Consider the following 15,266-nt stretch of genomic DNA (forward strand, 5'->3'; position numbering starts at 1 on the left):
TTCCCTCCGACCCGCTTCGCTTTGAAAGCTGTCTCTGGAGATCCAGAGGCCAGATCCGAAATCTTACTTGATTTCGACCTTGGCGCCGGCTTCTTCCAGCTTCTTCTTCAGCTCTTCAGCGGTCTGCTTCGAGACGTTCTCGACGACCGGCTGCGGAGCGCCTTCGACCAGGTCCTTGGCTTCCTTCAGACCCAGGTCGGTGCGGACGCCGCGGACTTCCTTGATGACGTTGATCTTCTTGTCGCCGCCGTCAACCAGGACAACGGTGAACTCGGTTTGCTCTTCGCCAGCCGGAGCGGCTTCAGCAGCGCCGGCGACGGCGGCGACGGCGACCGGAGCGGCGGCCGAAACGCCCCACTTCTCTTCCAGCAGCTTCGACAGTTCAGCGGCTTCCAGGACGGTCAGAGCCGACAGTTCTTCAACGATTTTGGCGAGATCAGCCATTTTAGTCTTCCTTCGGTAGGATGAGGTTCAGAGAGATATGCAGAGATGACGGGGCTTAGGCGGCGTCTTTGGTCGCGTACGCGTTGAAGACGCGCGCCAGTTGGCCGGCCGGCGCCTGCAGGACGCCAGCGACCTTGGTCGCCGGGGCTTGCAGCAGGCCGATGAGCTTGCCGCGCAGTTGGTCCAGCGACGGCAGCTTGGACAGGGCCTCGACGCCCTTAGCGTCCAGAACCTTGTCGCCCATGAAACCGCCCTGGATGACGAACTTGTCGTTGCCCTTGGCGAATTCGGCCGTGACCTTGGCGGCAGTGACGGGATCGGCGGCGTATGCGATGCCCACGGGGCCCTTGAACAGGCTGTGGTACTCGCTGCCTTCCTCGACGCCCAGCGCCTTGAGCGCCAGACGGTTCTTCACCACCTTGAACGCGCCGCCTTCTTTACGAAGACGACCACGCAGGTCTTCCATCTCCACAACGGTCAGACCCAGGTTGTGGGTCACGACCACGGCGCCCGCGTCGGCGAACACGCTCTTCAGCGATTCGATCGACTCGGCTTTTTGTGCGCGGTCCATTGTGGTCTCCAGTTTTGGTATTCGCCGCCGGGCTTATTCCCGACGACGGATTTGGCTTAAGCGCCATGCATCGCTGCACAGCGTTCAGGCCGGTCTTATTGTCCGAAGGAAGCGTAGCCCGCCCGCCGGATGCCGGCAGGCAAAAGGTCTTTGCATCCCCATCTCCCCACGGCGCCAGAGGGCTCTCTGGACGTTTACGACGCGGGCGACCCCCGCATCCCGAAGTTCTCGGACAGGCATCGCCAGAGCCGAGGCCCTGACGAGATGCGGGCTCTATACACGGCCCGGCGGGAAAATCAACGCTTGGAGGGCTTGGCTCCGCCCGCCGCCTGTCGGGTCATGGCCTCACAGTCAAAGGCGCCGCAAAACTTGGTCATCAAATCTTGCAGATAGGCCATCTGGAAGCCCTGCATGGCTTGGTTCAAGGCGCCGCCCATCTCCATCTGCTTGGCGGCGATCGCGCGCCCCTGCGGCGTGTCGTAGAAGCCGACCAAAGCCTCCAGTTCGGCCTCGGTGAAGCGCGTCTGGATATCGTCGCTCAAGCTCTGGATCAGTCCATCCATATGGGGCCGCAGGATGATGACGGTATTGGCGCGGAACCACTCCAACTGTTCGGCCGGCATCTCGTCGGCCATGCCCATGAGTTCATCGCTGACCAGTTGCTGTACGAGCTTGTCGATGCCGCCCGTGGTCAACTCCAGATAGCGACGGGTCAAGGCCGCGCGATTGTCCGGAGCCTGCACAGAGGCCTTGGCCTGTTCCTCGAGCGACGCATGAGCATGGACGGGCGCCGCAAAGGTCGCTCCCATCACGACAAGGGTGAAACAGACAGCGGACAGAACGGGCGACATCGGATTCTCCATAGCGAGGCCACACCCATAACGAACACCGTTCGCCATTAAAAGCGCGCGCCCTACTCCGTCCCGCGCCCCGGATCGAAGTCGCGGATCAGTTCGGCCAGTTCGTCCTCGTCCACCACTGCGGCGGCGTCTTCGGTCGACATCCAGCGGCGCTCGCGTTGGGCGTCTTCGGGCCAGGCCCCCAGCTGGATGAAGACCTCCAGCGGATAGACGCTGGCGATGGTGGCCTGGACCCGCCCGGACTTCAGCCGCTTGCCGTACCGGAACCAGCCGATCGGCGCGCCCATGACATCGCCCTGGACGCCCGCCTCTTCATAGGCCTCGATCACGGCGGCCTCGGCGTCGGTCTTGCCGGCCATGCGGTTGCCCTTGGGGATGACCCAGCGCCGCGTCTCGCGCGAGGTGATCATCATGATCTCCACGCCGTTCGAGCCATGCCGCCAAGGCAAGGCCGCGATCTGGCGCGTTTCCGAAGACAAGGTGCGGGGCTTGCTGGACATCAGGTCAGGAACAGCCCGCCCAGGACGTAGAACAGGGCGCCGATGGCCGCGGCGGCCGGCATGGTGATGAACCAGGCGGTGACGATGCTGCGCGCCACGCTCCAGCGTACGGCCGAAACGCGCTTGGCCGCGCCCACGCCGACGATGGCGCCGGTGATGGTATGGGTGGTCGACACCGGAATGCCCATGCTGGTCGCCGCGAACAGGGTGATGGCCCCGCCCGTCTCAGCGCAGAAACCCTGCTGGGGGCTAAGCCGCGTAATGCGCGATCCCATGGTGTGAACGATCTTCCAGCCGCCGAACAGAGTGCCCAGGGCGATGGCCGCCTGACAGGTGATGACCACCCAGAACGGCACGTGAAACTCGCCGCCCAGCATGCCGCGCGAATAAAGCAGGATGGCGATGATCCCCATCGTCTTCTGGGCGTCATTGCCCCCGTGGCCCAGGGAATAGGCCGAGGCTGACACGAACTGCAAACCCCGGAAGACCCGGTCAGCGAAGTTGGGATTGGCCTTGGCGAACAGCCAGGACACGATCAGCACCAGCAGCAGGGCCAGCAGGAAGCCGATGGCCGGCGACATGAAGATGGCGCCCACCGTCTTCAGCACCCCGGCGATGACCACGGCGCTGGTCCCCGCCTTGGCGATGCCCGCTCCCAGCAGGCCGCCGATCAGAGCGTGCGAACTGGACGACGGAATGCCGCCCAGCCAGGTGATGACGTTCCAGCTAATGGCCCCCATCAGGGCGCCGAAGATCACCTGATCCGAGATCACGTCCGGCGAGATGATGCCCCGCCCGATGGTGTCGGCGACTTGCAGGCCGAAGAACAGGAAGGCGATGAAGTTGAAGAAGGCCGCCCACCCCACCGCATAGATCGGCGGCAGGACGCGCGTGGCGACGATGGTGGCGATCGAGTTGGCGGCGTCGTGCAGGCCGTTCAGGAAGTCGAACAGCAGGGCGACGCCGATCAGGAAGACCAGGATCAGAAGGGCGTGATCCATGGCGCCCTACAGGTGCTCGACCAAGACGCCGTTGATGCGATTGGCCACGTCCTCGAAGCGATCGATCACCTTCTCCAGGTGATCCAGCAGCTGGCTGCCGATGATGAAACCCAGGGTGTTGCCGCCCGTCATGTCGTGACGGTGCGCCTCATAAAGCGCCTTCATGCCCGCGTCATAGAGGTCGTCGCTGCGGGCTTCCAGGTTGGTGATCTGCTCCGTCAGGATCGCCAGCCGCTCATGGTTCTTGCGCATGGCCGGCAGCAGGCCGAAGGCCTCCTGCGTCAGGGCCGCGCATTCGACCGCGATGTCGGCCAGTTCCTGCATCTTGGGCGAGAAATCGCGCATCTCGTACAGGGTGACGATCTTGGCCGCCTTCTGCATCTGGTCGATGGTGTCGTCCAGCGAGTTGGTCAGGCCGCGGATGTCCGAACGGTCAAACGGAGTGATGAAGCTGCGACGCACGGCGAACAGCACCTCGCGCGCGATCTCGTCGGCTTCTTCCTCGTGGGCGACCACCTTGGCGCACCATTCGCCGGTCGCGGGTCCGCCGTTCATCATCTGACGCAGGGCGCCCGCGCCATGAACCAGCGACTGAGCGTGGGCGTCGAACAGCCGGAAGAAGTTGTCTTCCTTCGGCAACAGCGCCTGGAACCAGTTGAGCATGGGTCGTCTCCGCAAGGCCGCCTCGCGCATACCGAGGACCGAGCCGGCGCCCCAAGTCCCGGCTTCCGGCCTCTTCGTCAAGTCATCCGCATACGGATTCTCGGATTTCTCCCCCAGCCATTGACGCCGTTCCAGCCGAGGCGCATGAAGAAAATGTCATCTTTGTGTTCAAATAGCGTCTGAAAGTGTCATGACCTACCCTGCGGAGCAGGAGCGCCTGCTTGTCGAAGCCGGCCAGGCTCTAGCGCGTCGCGACCCCCAGTCCGCCTTGCGGTTGCTGGATCAGGCGGATCAGTTCGGCAAAACGCACAACGCCACCCTGAACCGCGCCGTCGCCCTGCGCCTTATGGGGGACTACCACGCCTCCCTGCACGTCCTGGACGAAGCGCTCGACATGCGGCCCTACGACTTCATGGCGCTGCTGGCCAAGGGCGCCATGCTGGAGAAGATCAACCAGACCAAGACGGCGGTCGAAGTCTATCGCAACGCCCTGAAGATCGCCCCGCCGCGCGCCTCCTGCCCGCCCGGCGTCGTCAGCCAGATGGACTACGCCAGCAACCTGATCGACCGACACGCCAAGGCGCTGGCCGAGTTCATGAAAGATCGCATCGCGCCGCTGAAGACCGACCTGGGCGAAGCCAGTCGGGATCGCTTTGAAGAAGGCCTGGAGATCTACGCTGGTCTGAAACAGCCGCCCAAGCAACAGCCGCTCCTGCTCAACTATCCGCGTCTGCCGGTCATCCCCTTCTATGACCGCACCCTGTTTCCCTGGCTGGCGCAGTTGGAAGAGGCGACCCCTGTCATCCAGGCCGAGCTGGCGACCCTGCTCGAAACCGCCTTCGACGAGTTCTCGCCCTACATCGCCTATCCCAAGGGCGCGCCGGTCAATCAGTGGGGCGAACTGAACCACTCGCGCAAATGGAGCTCCCTCTTCCTATGGAAGGACGGCCGCCGCCAAGATGAAGTCTGCGCCCGCGCGCCTCAGACCGCCGCCTTGCTGGAAAGCCTGCCCATGGCCGATCAGGACGGTTTCGCGCCCACCGCCATGTTCTCGGCGCTTCAGCCCAAGACGCATATTCCGCCGCATACCGGCTCGTCGAACGTGCGCCTGCTGACGCACCTGCCGCTGATCCTGCCGGGACCGGCGCGCTTCCGCGTGGGCAATACAGTGCGCGAATGGGAGATGGGCCGCGCCTGGGTCTTTGACGACACCATCGAGCATGAGGCGTGGAATGAGGCTGACGCCATGCGCGTCATCCTGATCTTCGATGTCTGGAACCCCTACCTCGACGACGGCGAGAAACGGCTGATCACCGAGATGATGAAGGCGCAGCGAGAGTTCACGGGAGGCTGAATCCCCGACTGGTCTCTCAAGCCCGCCCAACAGAAAACGGCCCCGGAAGATCGCTCTTCCGGGGCCGTCGTCATTCTTAGCCGTGAAGCCGGATCAGGCGCCCAGCGAAGCCGGGTCGATCTTGAAGCCCGGGCCCATCGTCGAGGACAGGGCGATGCGCTTCACATAGGTGCCCTTGGCGCCCGACGGCTTGGCGCGGACGAGGGCGTCCACGATGGCCTTGACGTTGGCTTCCAGGGCGTCCTGGGTGAAGGAGGCCTTGCCGATGCCGGCGTGGACGATGCCCGCCTTCTCGACGCGGAACTCGACGGCGCCGCCCTTGGCGTCCTTGACGGCCTGAGCGACGTTCGGGGTCACGGTGCCGACCTTCGGGTTCGGCATCAGGCCGCGCGGGCCCAGCACCTTACCCAGACGACCGACCAGGGCCATCATGTCCGGCGACGCGATCACGCGGTCGAAGTCCATGAAGCCGCCGGCGATCTTCTCGTACAGGTCTTCAGCGCCGACGTGCTCGGCGCCGGCCGCCTTGGCTTCATCAGCCTTGGCGTCCTTGGCGAAGACGGCGACGCGGACGTCACGGCCGGTGCCCGAGGGCAGGTTCACCACGCCGCGGACCTGTTGGTCGGCGTGACGCGGGTCGACGCCCAGGTTGATGGCGATTTCGATCGACTCGTCGAACTTGGCCTTGGCGTTGTCTTTCACCAGCTTGATGGCGTCCGAGAAGGCCAGCAGGTCTTCGGTGACGCCCGTGCGGGCCTTATGGGCTTTGGTCAGCTTAGCCATGTCTTAGCCCTCCACCACTTGAATGCCGATGGCGCGGGCCGAGCCCTCGATGATGCGCGACGCGGCGTCCAGGTCGTTCGCGTTCAGGTCTTTCATCTTCTTCTCGGCGATTTCGCGCAGTTGCGTCTGCGTGATCTTGCCGGCGAACTCGCGGCCGACGAGCTTGGCGCCCGACTTGATGCCAGCGGCTTGCTTCAGATACCAGGTCGCCGGCGGCGTCTTGGTGATGAAGGTGAACGACTTGTCCTGATAGACGGTGATGACGGTCGGAAGCGGGGTGCCCTTGGCTTCCTTCTCGGTCCGCGCGTTGAACTCCTTGCAGAAGCCCATGATGTTCACGCCGCGCTGACCCAGAGCCGGGCCGATCGGGGGCGAAGGCGTGGCCGAACCGGCCGGCACTTGCAGCTTGATATAGCCGAGAATCTTCTTGGCCATTGGTCTCTCCTATGAATGACCCGGCGACGATGCGCCCGGCCGGTGAGCCGTGGTGCGGCATGGCTGCCTTCCACGGATTTGACGCCGGGCGACTCGAAGGCCGTCCAGCGAAGGCGCGCGTTTAGCAGGCAGACCCTGAAAACGCAAACGGGACCGCCCGAAGACGGTCCCGATCTCTGCGTGGCGTCAGCAGCCGATCAGGCGCTGACCTTCTCCACCTGATTGTACTCCAGCTCGACCGGGGTCGGGCGGCCGAAGATCGAGACGGCCACGCGCAGGCGGGCGTTCTCTTCGTCGACGCTTTCGACCTGACCGTCGAAGCTGGCGAACGGGCCGTCGATGACCTTAACGTTCTCGCCGATGTCGAAGCGGATGGTGGGCTTCGGACGCTCGACGCCCTCTTCCACCTGGCCGATGATGTTCTGAACTTCACGCTCCGAGACCGGCAGGGGCTTGGTGCCGCCCGCGGCGCCCAGGAAGCCCGTGACCTTCGGCGTGTTCTTGACCAGGTGGTAGGCCTCGTCGGTCATCTCCATCTTCACCAGCACATAGCCGGGGAAGAATTTGCGCTCGGCGTTGACCTTCTTGCCGCGGCGGATCTCGATGACGTCCTCGGTCGGAACCAGGATTTCAGAGAAGGCGTCTTCCAGGCCCTGTTGCTTGGCCTGGTCGCGCAGTTGCTCGGCGACCTTCTTCTCGAAGTTCGAATAGGCGTGGACGATGTACCACTTGTGGCGGGGGTTGGCCGCCGGCTTGGGCGCTGCATCGGTCATGTGCGCGTCTCCTTTATTGGCCAAGGCTGAGGATGATGCGGGACGCGAAGCCGAGACCCGTGTCGACGATCCAGAAGAAGGCGGCCGCGATCAGCACCATGATGAAGACCATCACCGAGGTGATCCAGGTCTCCTTGCGGCTGGGCCACACGATCTTGCGGGCTTCAGCGCGAACTTCGCTGATGAACTGCGGAATGGACGTCTTCTTCTTCGGCGCGGGCGCGTCGACGGCCACGGTCGCTGCGCCTTGCGCGGCTGCTGCGGTCTTGGTCCCCGTGGTGCGGCGGCCGCCCGGGGTCTTCGCCTTGGCCATTTGACGTCTCTTCAACCTCTGGATCCTGCTGCTCCACATGGGAAGTCCCAGGCGATCACAACAGGGGGAATGGCAGGAGTGGAGGGACTCGAACCCCCGGCCCTCGGTTTTGGAGACCGATGCTCTACCAGCTGAGCTACACTCCTAGTGTCCCGGACAAAGATCAGCGCGCCGTGGATAACCACCCAGCGGCGCGACCCTCGCCAGAGGGGGGCGTATGCCCGAGCCCCACGGTCATTTCAAGGGCCATCTGCGCCGCAGACGCGCGAAGTCGCGGATTTTCCTCAGAACAGACGCGCCACGGCGCTGGGCTCATAGCTCAGCCCTTTCACCAGGGCGTCGGAATCGCCGATCGAAAAGGTCTGGGCCCGGCTGCGGCCTTCAACCACCGCCACCGCCTCGATCTCTTCGGGAATCACCTTGACCACCGCCACGGCGTCGCCGCCGGGCGCCCAGGGGCTGAGGTCAGGCGAGCGGGCGATGATCAGGTCGTTCAGCCGCTTCACCTCGTCGCCGTCCGTAACCTCCTCGGCGCGGCCGTCGATGGAGACGCCGACCGCCTCCCCTTCCTCGCCCACGCCGCGCACGGCCACGCCGACGCGCGGGTCGGCGGTCATGTTCTTCAGCTTCTCGCTGTCGCGAGCGGTGACGAAATAGAGGTTCAGTCCATCATTCAGATAGCCCAGCGTCGCCGCCTGCGGCCGTCCGTCGGCCCGGTTCACAGCCAGGGTCATCAGCTTCTGGCTGTCCAGCAGCTTGAGGATGGCGGCCACCGCGCCGCCGTGGATCGGGGTGATGCGCGAGGTCGAGCTCATGGCGTTTCTCCAGAAGATGACGAGGCAGATTGGCTGAACAGCTTCGACGCAGCCTTGACGCAGATCAAGGCGACTGGACGCCGCTTCGGTTCCAATGCCCCTATGACAGAGTCCCGCTTCGCGTCCGATGCGCCTCGCCTGGAGGTGGCCCCCCTCAGCGAAGCCGAGGCGCCGGCCGCCTTCGCCCTGGCGCGGTTGTGGCGGCCCAATCTGGAGCCGGCGCAGTGGAACTCCTTCCTGTCCGCCTGGCGCGCCGCACCGGAAAGCCGGGGCATCCTCAGCGCCCGCAATCAGCGCGGCGGGGTGCTGGGCTTCGTCAGTTGGTGGCGCCAGCCCGATCTGGAGTACGGCGAGACCCTGTGGGCCGGTCCCTTCGTGGTGCGCGAAATGGGGGTGCGGCCCCTGGTGCGGCAGAGCCTGGCCGTCGAACTGACCGCCCTGGCCTGTCAGTTGGGCGCTCGGCTACGCTACGCGGAGGAAGCCGCCGCACCGGACTGCGCCGCCGAACTGACGGCTAGGACAGGCTGACCTATTCGGAATCGGCCGCTTATCGCCTAGACTGCCGCGCTATCCGGGAGACGACGTTCGTGAACACCGCTGCGGCCCAAGCCGAAATCGAAGAGGTGCGTCTGGAAGACGTCCATCCGTGCTCCACCTGCGGCGCCCGCCCGCTGGGCGTCTGCGCGGACCTGAAGGGCCATGAATTGCAGAGCATGGCCTGCGCCAGCGAAAGCGTCGCCGCCCAGCCCGGCCAGGCCCTGTTCCACGAGGGCGACCCGAACCCCTATGTCTTCAACGTCGTAGACGGCGCGGTGAAGCTGTATCGCCTGCTGCCCGACGGACGACGCCAGATCACCGGCTTCCTGTTCCAGGGCGACTTCCTGGGCCTGGGCGGACGCGGTCCGTCCAGTTTCACGGCCGAGGCTTTGACGCCGCTGAACGCCTGCCGCTTCCGGCGCGGCGACTTCGATCAACTGCTGAACGCCCTGCCAGCGCTGGAGCACCGCCTGGTGGCCCTGGCCGGGGACGAACTGATGGCCGCGCAGGAGCAAATCGTCCTGCTGGGCCGCAAGACGGCGCGCGAGCGGCTGGCCAGCTTCCTGACCCGCCTGTCCGAGCGACAGGTGCAGCTGGGCGGCGCCGTGGGCCACGTCCACCTGCCGATGACGCGGCTGGACATCGCCGACTATCTGGGCCTGACGATCGAGACGGTCAGCCGGGTCTTCACCCAGTTCAAGACCTCGGGCCTGATCCAGCTGCTGCCGGGCAATGACGTCGCCCTGCCCGATCCGGCCGCGCTGAAGGCCCTGGGCGAAGGCGCCGCCTGATCTCATTTCAGAAAAAAGGTGAAGGGGACGCGGCCTGACGTTCCGCGCCCCTCCCTGCATCGGCTTTAGAACTTGCGGCCGACGCCCACCGACACGACCCAGGGATCCAGGCTGACGCTGCTCTTCAGCGCGCCGCCGTTGATCTTGGCGTCCGTGTCGAACCACACCTTCTTGGCGTCCAGGTTCAGCGTCCACGGGCCGGAGAGGTTCCAGTCCGCCCCAGCCTGAAGCGCGACGCCGAAGCCGTCGTCCAGATCGACCTCGAAGCCGTTCTTATCCTTGCCGCTGAAGAAGGCCATGTAGCTCACGCCCGCCCCGACATAGGGGCTGACCGTCGCGTTCGGCGTCGGACGGTATTGCAGCGTCACCACCGGCGGCAGCACCCAGGTCTCATGCACGGCCACGTCGGTCGCGCCGCCCTTGGCCCGGACTTCGTGCTGAGTCGCGCCCAGGATGGCCTCGACGGCCCAGTGGTCGGCGACGAAATAGGTGAAGCCCAGCGTCGGCATCCAGTCGTCGCCGACATCGACCTTCAGGCCGCTGTCGGCCCCAGCGGCGGTGACGATGGCGTCATCGGCCTGCGGCAGGACGCCCGTCATGCGGGCCGTGACGATCAACGAGCCCTTGCCTACCTGTTCAGGCGCGGCGTTCTGGGCCGAGGCGGCTCCGGCGACGGCCAGCAGGCTGACGGAGGCGATCAATGCGGCGGCGGTTTTCATTAGTTTAATCCCCGACATTCGCCGGATCGAAAAACGCCCGGCTTCGATGTCTTGCCGATCATGCGCCTGCAACCGCCGCACAGCCTTGATCCATCGCAAGCCATGGATATTTCTTCGGTTTCGGCCAAGAAAAATCCCCTCCGACAAGCGCCGAAGGGGATCTTTCAGTCGGCATCAGCGGCCGAAGCGTCAGGGCTCTGAATGGCCCTCGTCTCCGGCGTCCGACAGTTGGAACTCATGCCACAGGCCGTTCAGCACCCCGAAGAGCACCGCAAGGCCCAAGCCCAGGATCCAGGCGAAATACCACATGGAATGATCTCCTTTCGCGGGATCAGTAGAGGTCGGGGTTGCTGCGCAGCGCCTGGGTCGTGGAACGACCCCACAGCACCTTGTAGACCCAGGCCGTGTAGAGAAGGATCAGCGGCAGGAAGATCAGCGTCACCAGCAGCATGATGAACAGCGTCAAGTGGCTGGACGATGCGTTCCACACCGTCAGGCTGGACTGCGGGTCGACCGTGCTGGGCAGGATGAAGGGGAACATCGACAGGCCGACGGTCGAGATGATGCCCACCGCCGACAGCGACGAACCGCCGAAGGCCAGGGGCTCGCTGCGGCGCCACAGGCCCAGGACCGCCGCCGCCGCGCCGAGGAAACCGAGCGCCGGAGCGATCATCATCCACGGATAGCGTCCGTAGTTGTCCATCCAGGCGCCTGAGACCGCCTCGACCGTGGTGCGCAGCGGGTTCGACGGGCCGTTGACGTCCAGGGCTCCGGTGATGCGGAAGCCCATGTCGCCATAGGCCACCATCAGGCCGCCGATCGCAAACAGGGCGATGCTCAGCACGCCGGCGACGGTGCCGATCATGCGTGCGCGGTCGGCCACGGGCCCCCGTTCGGCCTTCAGCCCCAGCCAGGCGGCGCCGTGCAACACCAACATGGCCACGGACAGCAGACCCGCGATCAGAGTGAACGGCGTGAACAGGCCCAGCAGCGAACCGTCATAGAAGGCGCGCAGTTCGCTGGTCAGGCGGAAGGGCGCGCCCAGCAGGACGTTGCCCATGGCCACGCCGAACACCAGCGCCGGCACAAAGCCGCCGATGAACAGCGCCCAGTCCCACATCGAGCGCCACTTCGCTTCGGGCCGCTTGGAGCGATACTTGAACGCGACCGGACGCAGTATGAGCGCCGACAGCACCAGGAACATCGCCAGATAGAAGCCGGAGAAGCTGACGGCGTAGACGAAGGGCCAGGCGGCGAAGATCGCACCGCCGCCCAGGATGAACCACACCTGGTTGCCTTCCCAGGTGGCGCCGACGGTGTTGATCACCATGCGGCGCTCTTCGTCCGTCTTGGCGACGAAGGGCAGAAGGGCGCCGACGCCCAGGTCGAATCCGTCCGTCAGGGCGAAGGCGATCAGCAGAATGCCGACCAGTCCCCACCAGATCAGGCGAAGCGTGGCGAAGTCGAGAGGAAGTTCCATCTTCGATTTATCCTTGATCTGAAGCGTCAGGCCACGGCCGGTTCGGCGTCTGCCGCCGACTCGTCCTGGGCTTCCTGTTCGTGGAAGGGGCCCTTCTTGATGGCCTTGAGGATCAGGCCCACTTCAATCACGGCCAGGGCGCCGTAAAGCACGGTGAAGCCGATGATCGTCGTCCACAACTGCGTCACCGTCAGGCTGGATGCGCCCAGGAAGGTCGGCAGGACGCCTTCCACGGCCCAGGGCTGGCGGCCGACCTCGGCCAGAATCCAGCCGAACTCGATCGCGATCCACGGCAGCGGAATGGCCAGAACGGCCAGACGCAGGAACCACCGGGTTTCATGCTTGCGCAGGGTGCACAGAATGAAGGCCGTGGCGAACAGGCCGATCATCAGGAAACCGATCCCCGCCATGACGCGGAAGGTCCAGAACATCACCGGCACGTTCGGCACCGTGCTCCAGGCCGCCAGTTGGATCTGTTCGGGCGTGGCCAGACGCGGATCCTCGACATAGCGTCTGAGCAGGAGGCCGTAGCCCAGGTCGTTGCGGACCGTCTCGAACTGGCCGCGCGCAGCCATGTCGGTCGGATCAGCCTTGATCTTCTCCAGGGCGTCATAGGCCACGACGCCGCGCTCGATGCGGTCCTCGGCTATGGCCACCAGGTTCAGAATGCCTTCGACGGGCTTGTCGACGCTGCGCGTGGCGATCAGACCCAGAACATAGGGAATCTTCACCTCATAGTGCGTTTTGCGGTCTTCCAGGCTGGGGAAGCCGATGGCCGTCAGGCCCGCCGGGGCCTCTTCGGTGTGCCACATAGCCTCCAGAGCGGCGAGCTTCATCTTCTGGTTGTCGGTCAGGGCGTAGCCCGACTCATCGCCCAGAACCACGACCGACAGCGACGAGGCCAGACCGAAGGCTGCGGCCACCGTCATCGACCGCTTGGCGAAGCCCTTGTGCTTGCCCTTCAGCAGATAGAAGGCCGACACGCCCAGCACGAAGACCGAGGCGCAGACATAACCGGCCGAAACGGTATGGACGAACTTGGCCTGGGCCACCGGGTTGAACAGCACGGCCATGAAGTCCGTGACCTCCATACGCATGGTGTCCGGATTGAAGGCCGCGCCGACCGGGTTCTGCATCCAGCCGTTCGCGATCAGGATCCACAGGGCCGACAGGTTGGTGCCCAGCGCCGTCAGGAAGGTGACGAACAGGTGAGTCACCGGCTTCAGCTTGTCCCAGCCGAAGAACATGAGGCCCACGAAGGTCGCTTCCAGGAAGAAGGCCATCAAGCCCTCGATCGCCAGCGGCGCCCCGAAGATGTCCCCGACGTAGTGCGAGTAGTAGCTCCAGTTCATGCCGAACTGGAACTCCATGGTGATGCCGGTGGCGACGCCCAGCACGAAGTTAATGCCGAACAGCGTGGCCCAGAAGCGGGTGATCGTCCGCCAGATGGGCCTGCGGGTCATCACATAGATGCTCTCCATGATGACCAGCATGAAGGAGAGGCCCAATGTGAGGGGCACGAATAGAAAGTGGTATAGCGCCGTCAGTGCGAACTGAAGGCGTGACAGGTCTACGACCGCCAGGTCGATCATGGGTTCAGGCTCCTGACCGCCAGCCCCCATCGACCGGCGTTCTACTATAACCTAAAGCCGCGCCGTTTGGCGCGCCTTGATCCTGATCAAAGTGGGCGACAGCGACTTGAACTAGAGGGCGTTTCGCCCAAAGACCTTTCGACCCATAGGCTTTTTGCCCCATTCTCGATCGACGCCGGTTGCAGTGGATGAAGCCGGATCAGGCCCTTATTCCCAGAATGGCGCACCAGGAGACGTGATGACGGCCCAGCCGGTCGACCCTCAACAGGCGGATTCGCGACGAATCGCAGAGACGACGGCGCCTGCGGCCTGGTTGAAATCCGCCCTGTCCCCCTGGCGTCGCCTGATGAGCCTGGGCGGCGCCCTGGTGATCGCCGACACTCTCCCCGCCATCGGTTTCGCCGCCGGACTGGCCCTGGCCGTCGGCGCCCTGCCGCAGGGTCTGGCCGAAGCCGTTCCCGGCCTGATTCTGGCGACTGTCGCCCTGATCGCGCGCGCCGCGCTCAACCAGGGCGCGGTCTTCGTCAACACCCGCGCCGCACGCGCCGCCAAGAACGGACTGCGACGTCGTGCGTTGAAGGGCGCCCTCAGCGGCCGCCTGTCGGACGCCGCCGCCATGACCGCCGCCGCCGAGGGCGTAGAGGCCCTGGACGGCCACGTCGCCCGCTTCGCCCCCGCCCGAACGGCGGCGGCCGTCTCGCCCCTGATCCTGATCCTGGCGGCGGGGATCGTCAGCCCCTTCACCGCCGGCATCCTGATCTTCACCCTGCTGCCCTTCGTGCTGGGCATGGCCCTGACCGGCATGGCGGCGGGCGCCGAGAGCCGCCGTCAGTTCCAGGCGCTGGAACGGCTGTCGGGCCTGTTCCTGGACCGGGTGCGCGCCCTGCCCGCCATCCTGTCCTTCCAGGCCGAAGCCCAACAGACCCGCGTCATCGCCCGCGCCTCGGACGATCTGGCCCGCCGCACCGGCAAGGTGTTGAAGGTCGCCTTCCTGTCCTCGGCGGTGCTGGAGTTCTTCTCGGCCCTGGCTGTGGCCCTGGTCGCCGTCTACTGCGGCTTCAACCTGCTGAAGCTGCTGCCCTTCCCAGCGCCGGACGAACTGAGCCTGACGCAGGCCTTCTTCGTCCTGGCCCTGGCGCCCGAGGTCTATCAGCCCATGCGCCGTCTCGCCGCCGCCTATCACGACCGTCAGGCCGCCGAGTCCGCCGCCCCCAGCCTCAGACGCCTGGACCAGGCCGACGAGGCGCCCCGCGCCCGCCCCTCCCCGCCCGTCGCAGCGCCCGCCGTGCGTTTCAAAGACGTGGCGATCGCCTATGACGGCGCGCCGGTGATCAGCGGCTTCGATCTGACGGTCGCGCCCGGCTCCATCGTGGCCCTGACCGGCCTCAGCGGGGCGGGCAAGACCAGCCTGCTGAACCTCTTCCTGGGCCTGGCGCCCCTGTCTGGAGGCGATGTCGAAGTCGGCGACGCGCGCCTGTCGGACCATCCCGACCTGGCCGCCTGGATCGCCTGGGCCGGTCAGGCCCCGGTCGTGATCCGCGGAACCCTGGCCGAGAACATCGCCCTGGCCCGGCGCAGGGCTACGCCCGAAGAGATCGAACAGGCCGCACGCAAGGCGGGGCTCGACGGCGCGCT

19 protein-coding genes and 1 tRNA gene are annotated in these 15,266 nt (G+C 65.4%); 4 read left to right on the forward strand and 16 right to left on the reverse strand.

The features are described from left to right. Positions 1 to 63: 63 nt before the first annotated feature. From rplL to BDIM_RS10055, 6 genes are all read right to left on the reverse strand, one after another. A complete protein-coding gene (rplL, locus tag BDIM_RS10030; protein WP_003165478.1) occupies positions 64 to 444 on the reverse strand; it encodes a 50S ribosomal protein L7/L12 in 381 nt (126 codons plus the stop codon). 55 nt (positions 445 to 499) lie between these two features. Next, entirely contained in the window at positions 500 to 1,015 is a 516-nt protein-coding gene (gene rplJ, locus BDIM_RS10035; protein ID WP_003165479.1) for a 50S ribosomal protein L10, read from the reverse strand. 296 nt (positions 1,016 to 1,311) lie between these two features. Further along, positions 1,312 to 1,866, reverse strand: coding sequence for a DUF2059 domain-containing protein (locus BDIM_RS10040; protein WP_040345692.1), 555 nt, complete (start codon positions 1,864 to 1,866; stop codon positions 1,312 to 1,314). 62 nt (positions 1,867 to 1,928) lie between these two features. Next, positions 1,929 to 2,375 carry an NUDIX hydrolase gene (locus tag BDIM_RS10045; RefSeq protein ID WP_003165481.1) on the reverse strand — a complete coding sequence of 149 codons (447 nt, stop codon included), beginning with the start codon at positions 2,373 to 2,375 and terminating at the stop codon, positions 1,929 to 1,931. After that, on the reverse strand, positions 2,375 to 3,376 hold the full coding sequence (locus tag BDIM_RS10050; RefSeq protein WP_003165482.1) for an inorganic phosphate transporter: 1,002 nt from the start codon (positions 3,374 to 3,376) through the stop codon (positions 2,375 to 2,377). Before BDIM_RS10050 ends, BDIM_RS10045 begins: the two co-directional genes overlap by 1 nt. Before the next feature lie 6 nt (positions 3,377 to 3,382). Beyond that, positions 3,383 to 4,039 carry a DUF47 domain-containing protein gene (locus tag BDIM_RS10055; RefSeq protein WP_040345695.1) on the reverse strand — a complete coding sequence of 219 codons (657 nt, stop codon included), beginning with the start codon at positions 4,037 to 4,039 and terminating at the stop codon, positions 3,383 to 3,385. A 190-nt stretch (positions 4,040 to 4,229) separates the two neighbouring features. On the opposite strand from BDIM_RS10055, the gene BDIM_RS10060 reads away from it, so the two are divergent. Further along, positions 4,230 to 5,393, forward strand: coding sequence for an aspartyl/asparaginyl beta-hydroxylase domain-containing protein (locus BDIM_RS10060; protein ID WP_040345698.1), 1,164 nt, complete (start codon positions 4,230 to 4,232; stop codon positions 5,391 to 5,393). Between the two features lie 93 nt (positions 5,394 to 5,486). Here the strand turns inward: BDIM_RS10060 and rplA are convergent, their stop codons facing one another. The 6 genes from rplA to BDIM_RS10090 all read right to left on the reverse strand — a co-directional run bounded on the left by rplA (position 5,487) and on the right by BDIM_RS10090 (position 8,512). After that, positions 5,487 to 6,176 carry a 50S ribosomal protein L1 gene (gene rplA, locus BDIM_RS10065; RefSeq protein ID WP_003165486.1) on the reverse strand — a complete coding sequence of 230 codons (690 nt, stop codon included), beginning with the start codon at positions 6,174 to 6,176 and terminating at the stop codon, positions 5,487 to 5,489. Positions 6,177 to 6,179: 3 nt separating this feature from the next. Beyond that, a complete protein-coding gene (gene rplK, locus BDIM_RS10070; protein WP_003165488.1) occupies positions 6,180 to 6,611 on the reverse strand; it encodes a 50S ribosomal protein L11 in 432 nt (143 codons plus the stop codon). 197 nt (positions 6,612 to 6,808) lie between these two features. Further along, on the reverse strand, positions 6,809 to 7,384 hold the full coding sequence (nusG, locus tag BDIM_RS10075) for a transcription termination/antitermination protein NusG (RefSeq protein WP_003165489.1): 576 nt from the start codon (positions 7,382 to 7,384) through the stop codon (positions 6,809 to 6,811). Positions 7,385 to 7,397: 13 nt separating this feature from the next. Next, positions 7,398 to 7,697, reverse strand: coding sequence for a preprotein translocase subunit SecE (secE, locus tag BDIM_RS10080; RefSeq protein WP_003165490.1), 300 nt, complete (start codon positions 7,695 to 7,697; stop codon positions 7,398 to 7,400). Positions 7,698 to 7,767: 70 nt separating this feature from the next. Next, positions 7,768 to 7,843 (reverse strand) — tRNA-Trp (locus BDIM_RS10085). A gap of 138 nt (positions 7,844 to 7,981) precedes the next feature. Then, entirely contained in the window at positions 7,982 to 8,512 is a 531-nt protein-coding gene (locus tag BDIM_RS10090) for a pyridoxamine 5'-phosphate oxidase family protein (RefSeq protein ID WP_003165491.1), read from the reverse strand. A 102-nt stretch (positions 8,513 to 8,614) separates the two neighbouring features. On the opposite strand from BDIM_RS10090, the gene BDIM_RS10095 reads away from it, so the two are divergent. Beyond that, on the forward strand, positions 8,615 to 9,040 hold the full coding sequence (locus tag BDIM_RS10095) for a hypothetical protein (protein ID WP_081461891.1): 426 nt from the start codon (positions 8,615 to 8,617) through the stop codon (positions 9,038 to 9,040). A gap of 59 nt (positions 9,041 to 9,099) precedes the next feature. Continuing rightward, complete coding sequence (locus tag BDIM_RS10100; protein ID WP_003165494.1) at positions 9,100 to 9,840, forward strand: Crp/Fnr family transcriptional regulator; 741 nt, start codon at positions 9,100 to 9,102, stop codon at positions 9,838 to 9,840. Between the two features lie 65 nt (positions 9,841 to 9,905). Here the strand turns inward: BDIM_RS10100 and BDIM_RS10105 are convergent, their stop codons facing one another. The 4 genes from BDIM_RS10105 to BDIM_RS10120 all read right to left on the reverse strand — a co-directional run bounded on the left by BDIM_RS10105 (position 9,906) and on the right by BDIM_RS10120 (position 13,628). Further along, a complete protein-coding gene (locus BDIM_RS10105) occupies positions 9,906 to 10,559 on the reverse strand; it encodes an OmpW/AlkL family protein (RefSeq protein ID WP_223851000.1) in 654 nt (217 codons plus the stop codon). Positions 10,560 to 10,748: 189 nt separating this feature from the next. Then, positions 10,749 to 10,868, reverse strand: a complete 120-nt coding sequence (cydX, locus tag BDIM_RS10110; RefSeq protein ID WP_003165496.1) for a cytochrome bd-I oxidase subunit CydX — start codon at positions 10,866 to 10,868, stop codon at positions 10,749 to 10,751. Between the two features lie 22 nt (positions 10,869 to 10,890). After that, positions 10,891 to 12,039 carry a cytochrome d ubiquinol oxidase subunit II gene (gene cydB, locus BDIM_RS10115; protein ID WP_003165497.1) on the reverse strand — a complete coding sequence of 383 codons (1,149 nt, stop codon included), beginning with the start codon at positions 12,037 to 12,039 and terminating at the stop codon, positions 10,891 to 10,893. Positions 12,040 to 12,065: 26 nt separating this feature from the next. Next, positions 12,066 to 13,628 carry a cytochrome ubiquinol oxidase subunit I gene (locus BDIM_RS10120; RefSeq protein ID WP_040346820.1) on the reverse strand — a complete coding sequence of 521 codons (1,563 nt, stop codon included), beginning with the start codon at positions 13,626 to 13,628 and terminating at the stop codon, positions 12,066 to 12,068. Between the two features lie 241 nt (positions 13,629 to 13,869). Between BDIM_RS10120 and BDIM_RS10125 the strand changes: the two genes are divergently transcribed. Further along, a partial coding sequence (locus tag BDIM_RS10125; protein WP_040346823.1) for an ABC transporter transmembrane domain-containing protein occupies positions 13,870 to 15,266 on the forward strand: 1,397 nt, incomplete at its 3' end.

Source organism: Brevundimonas diminuta ATCC 11568, assembly GCF_000204035.1.
GTDB classification, from domain to species: Bacteria; Pseudomonadota; Alphaproteobacteria; order Caulobacterales; family Caulobacteraceae; genus Brevundimonas; species Brevundimonas diminuta.

Excerpts from the sequence above, each read along its gene's own strand:
- BDIM_RS10095 (WP_081461891.1), top strand. The coding sequence starts at position 8,615 with ATGACAGAGTCCCGCTTCGCGTCCGATGCGCCTCGCCTGGAGGTGGCC.
- cydX (WP_003165496.1), bottom strand. The coding sequence starts at position 10,868 with ATGTGGTATTTCGCCTGGATCCTGGGCTTGGGCCTTGCGGTGCTCTTC.
- BDIM_RS10040 (WP_040345692.1), bottom strand. The coding sequence starts at position 1,866 with ATGTCGCCCGTTCTGTCCGCTGTCTGTTTCACCCTTGTCGTGATGGGA.
- BDIM_RS10060 (WP_040345698.1), top strand. The coding sequence starts at position 4,230 with ATGACCTACCCTGCGGAGCAGGAGCGCCTGCTTGTCGAAGCCGGCCAG.
- cydB (WP_003165497.1), bottom strand. The coding sequence starts at position 12,039 with ATGGAACTTCCTCTCGACTTCGCCACGCTTCGCCTGATCTGGTGGGGA.
- rplK (WP_003165488.1), bottom strand. The coding sequence starts at position 6,611 with ATGGCCAAGAAGATTCTCGGCTATATCAAGCTGCAAGTGCCGGCCGGT.
- nusG (WP_003165489.1), bottom strand. The coding sequence starts at position 7,384 with ATGACCGATGCAGCGCCCAAGCCGGCGGCCAACCCCCGCCACAAGTGG.
- rplJ (WP_003165479.1), bottom strand. The coding sequence starts at position 1,015 with ATGGACCGCGCACAAAAAGCCGAGTCGATCGAATCGCTGAAGAGCGTG.
- rplA (WP_003165486.1), bottom strand. The coding sequence starts at position 6,176 with ATGGCTAAGCTGACCAAAGCCCATAAGGCCCGCACGGGCGTCACCGAA.
- secE (WP_003165490.1), bottom strand. The coding sequence starts at position 7,697 with ATGGCCAAGGCGAAGACCCCGGGCGGCCGCCGCACCACGGGGACCAAG.
- rplL (WP_003165478.1), bottom strand. The coding sequence starts at position 444 with ATGGCTGATCTCGCCAAAATCGTTGAAGAACTGTCGGCTCTGACCGTC.
- BDIM_RS10105 (WP_223851000.1), bottom strand. The coding sequence starts at position 10,559 with ATGAAAACCGCCGCCGCATTGATCGCCTCCGTCAGCCTGCTGGCCGTC.
- BDIM_RS10045 (WP_003165481.1), bottom strand. The coding sequence starts at position 2,375 with ATGTCCAGCAAGCCCCGCACCTTGTCTTCGGAAACGCGCCAGATCGCG.
- BDIM_RS10055 (WP_040345695.1), bottom strand. The coding sequence starts at position 4,039 with ATGCTCAACTGGTTCCAGGCGCTGTTGCCGAAGGAAGACAACTTCTTC.
- BDIM_RS10090 (WP_003165491.1), bottom strand. The coding sequence starts at position 8,512 with ATGAGCTCGACCTCGCGCATCACCCCGATCCACGGCGGCGCGGTGGCC.
- BDIM_RS10050 (WP_003165482.1), bottom strand. The coding sequence starts at position 3,376 with ATGGATCACGCCCTTCTGATCCTGGTCTTCCTGATCGGCGTCGCCCTG.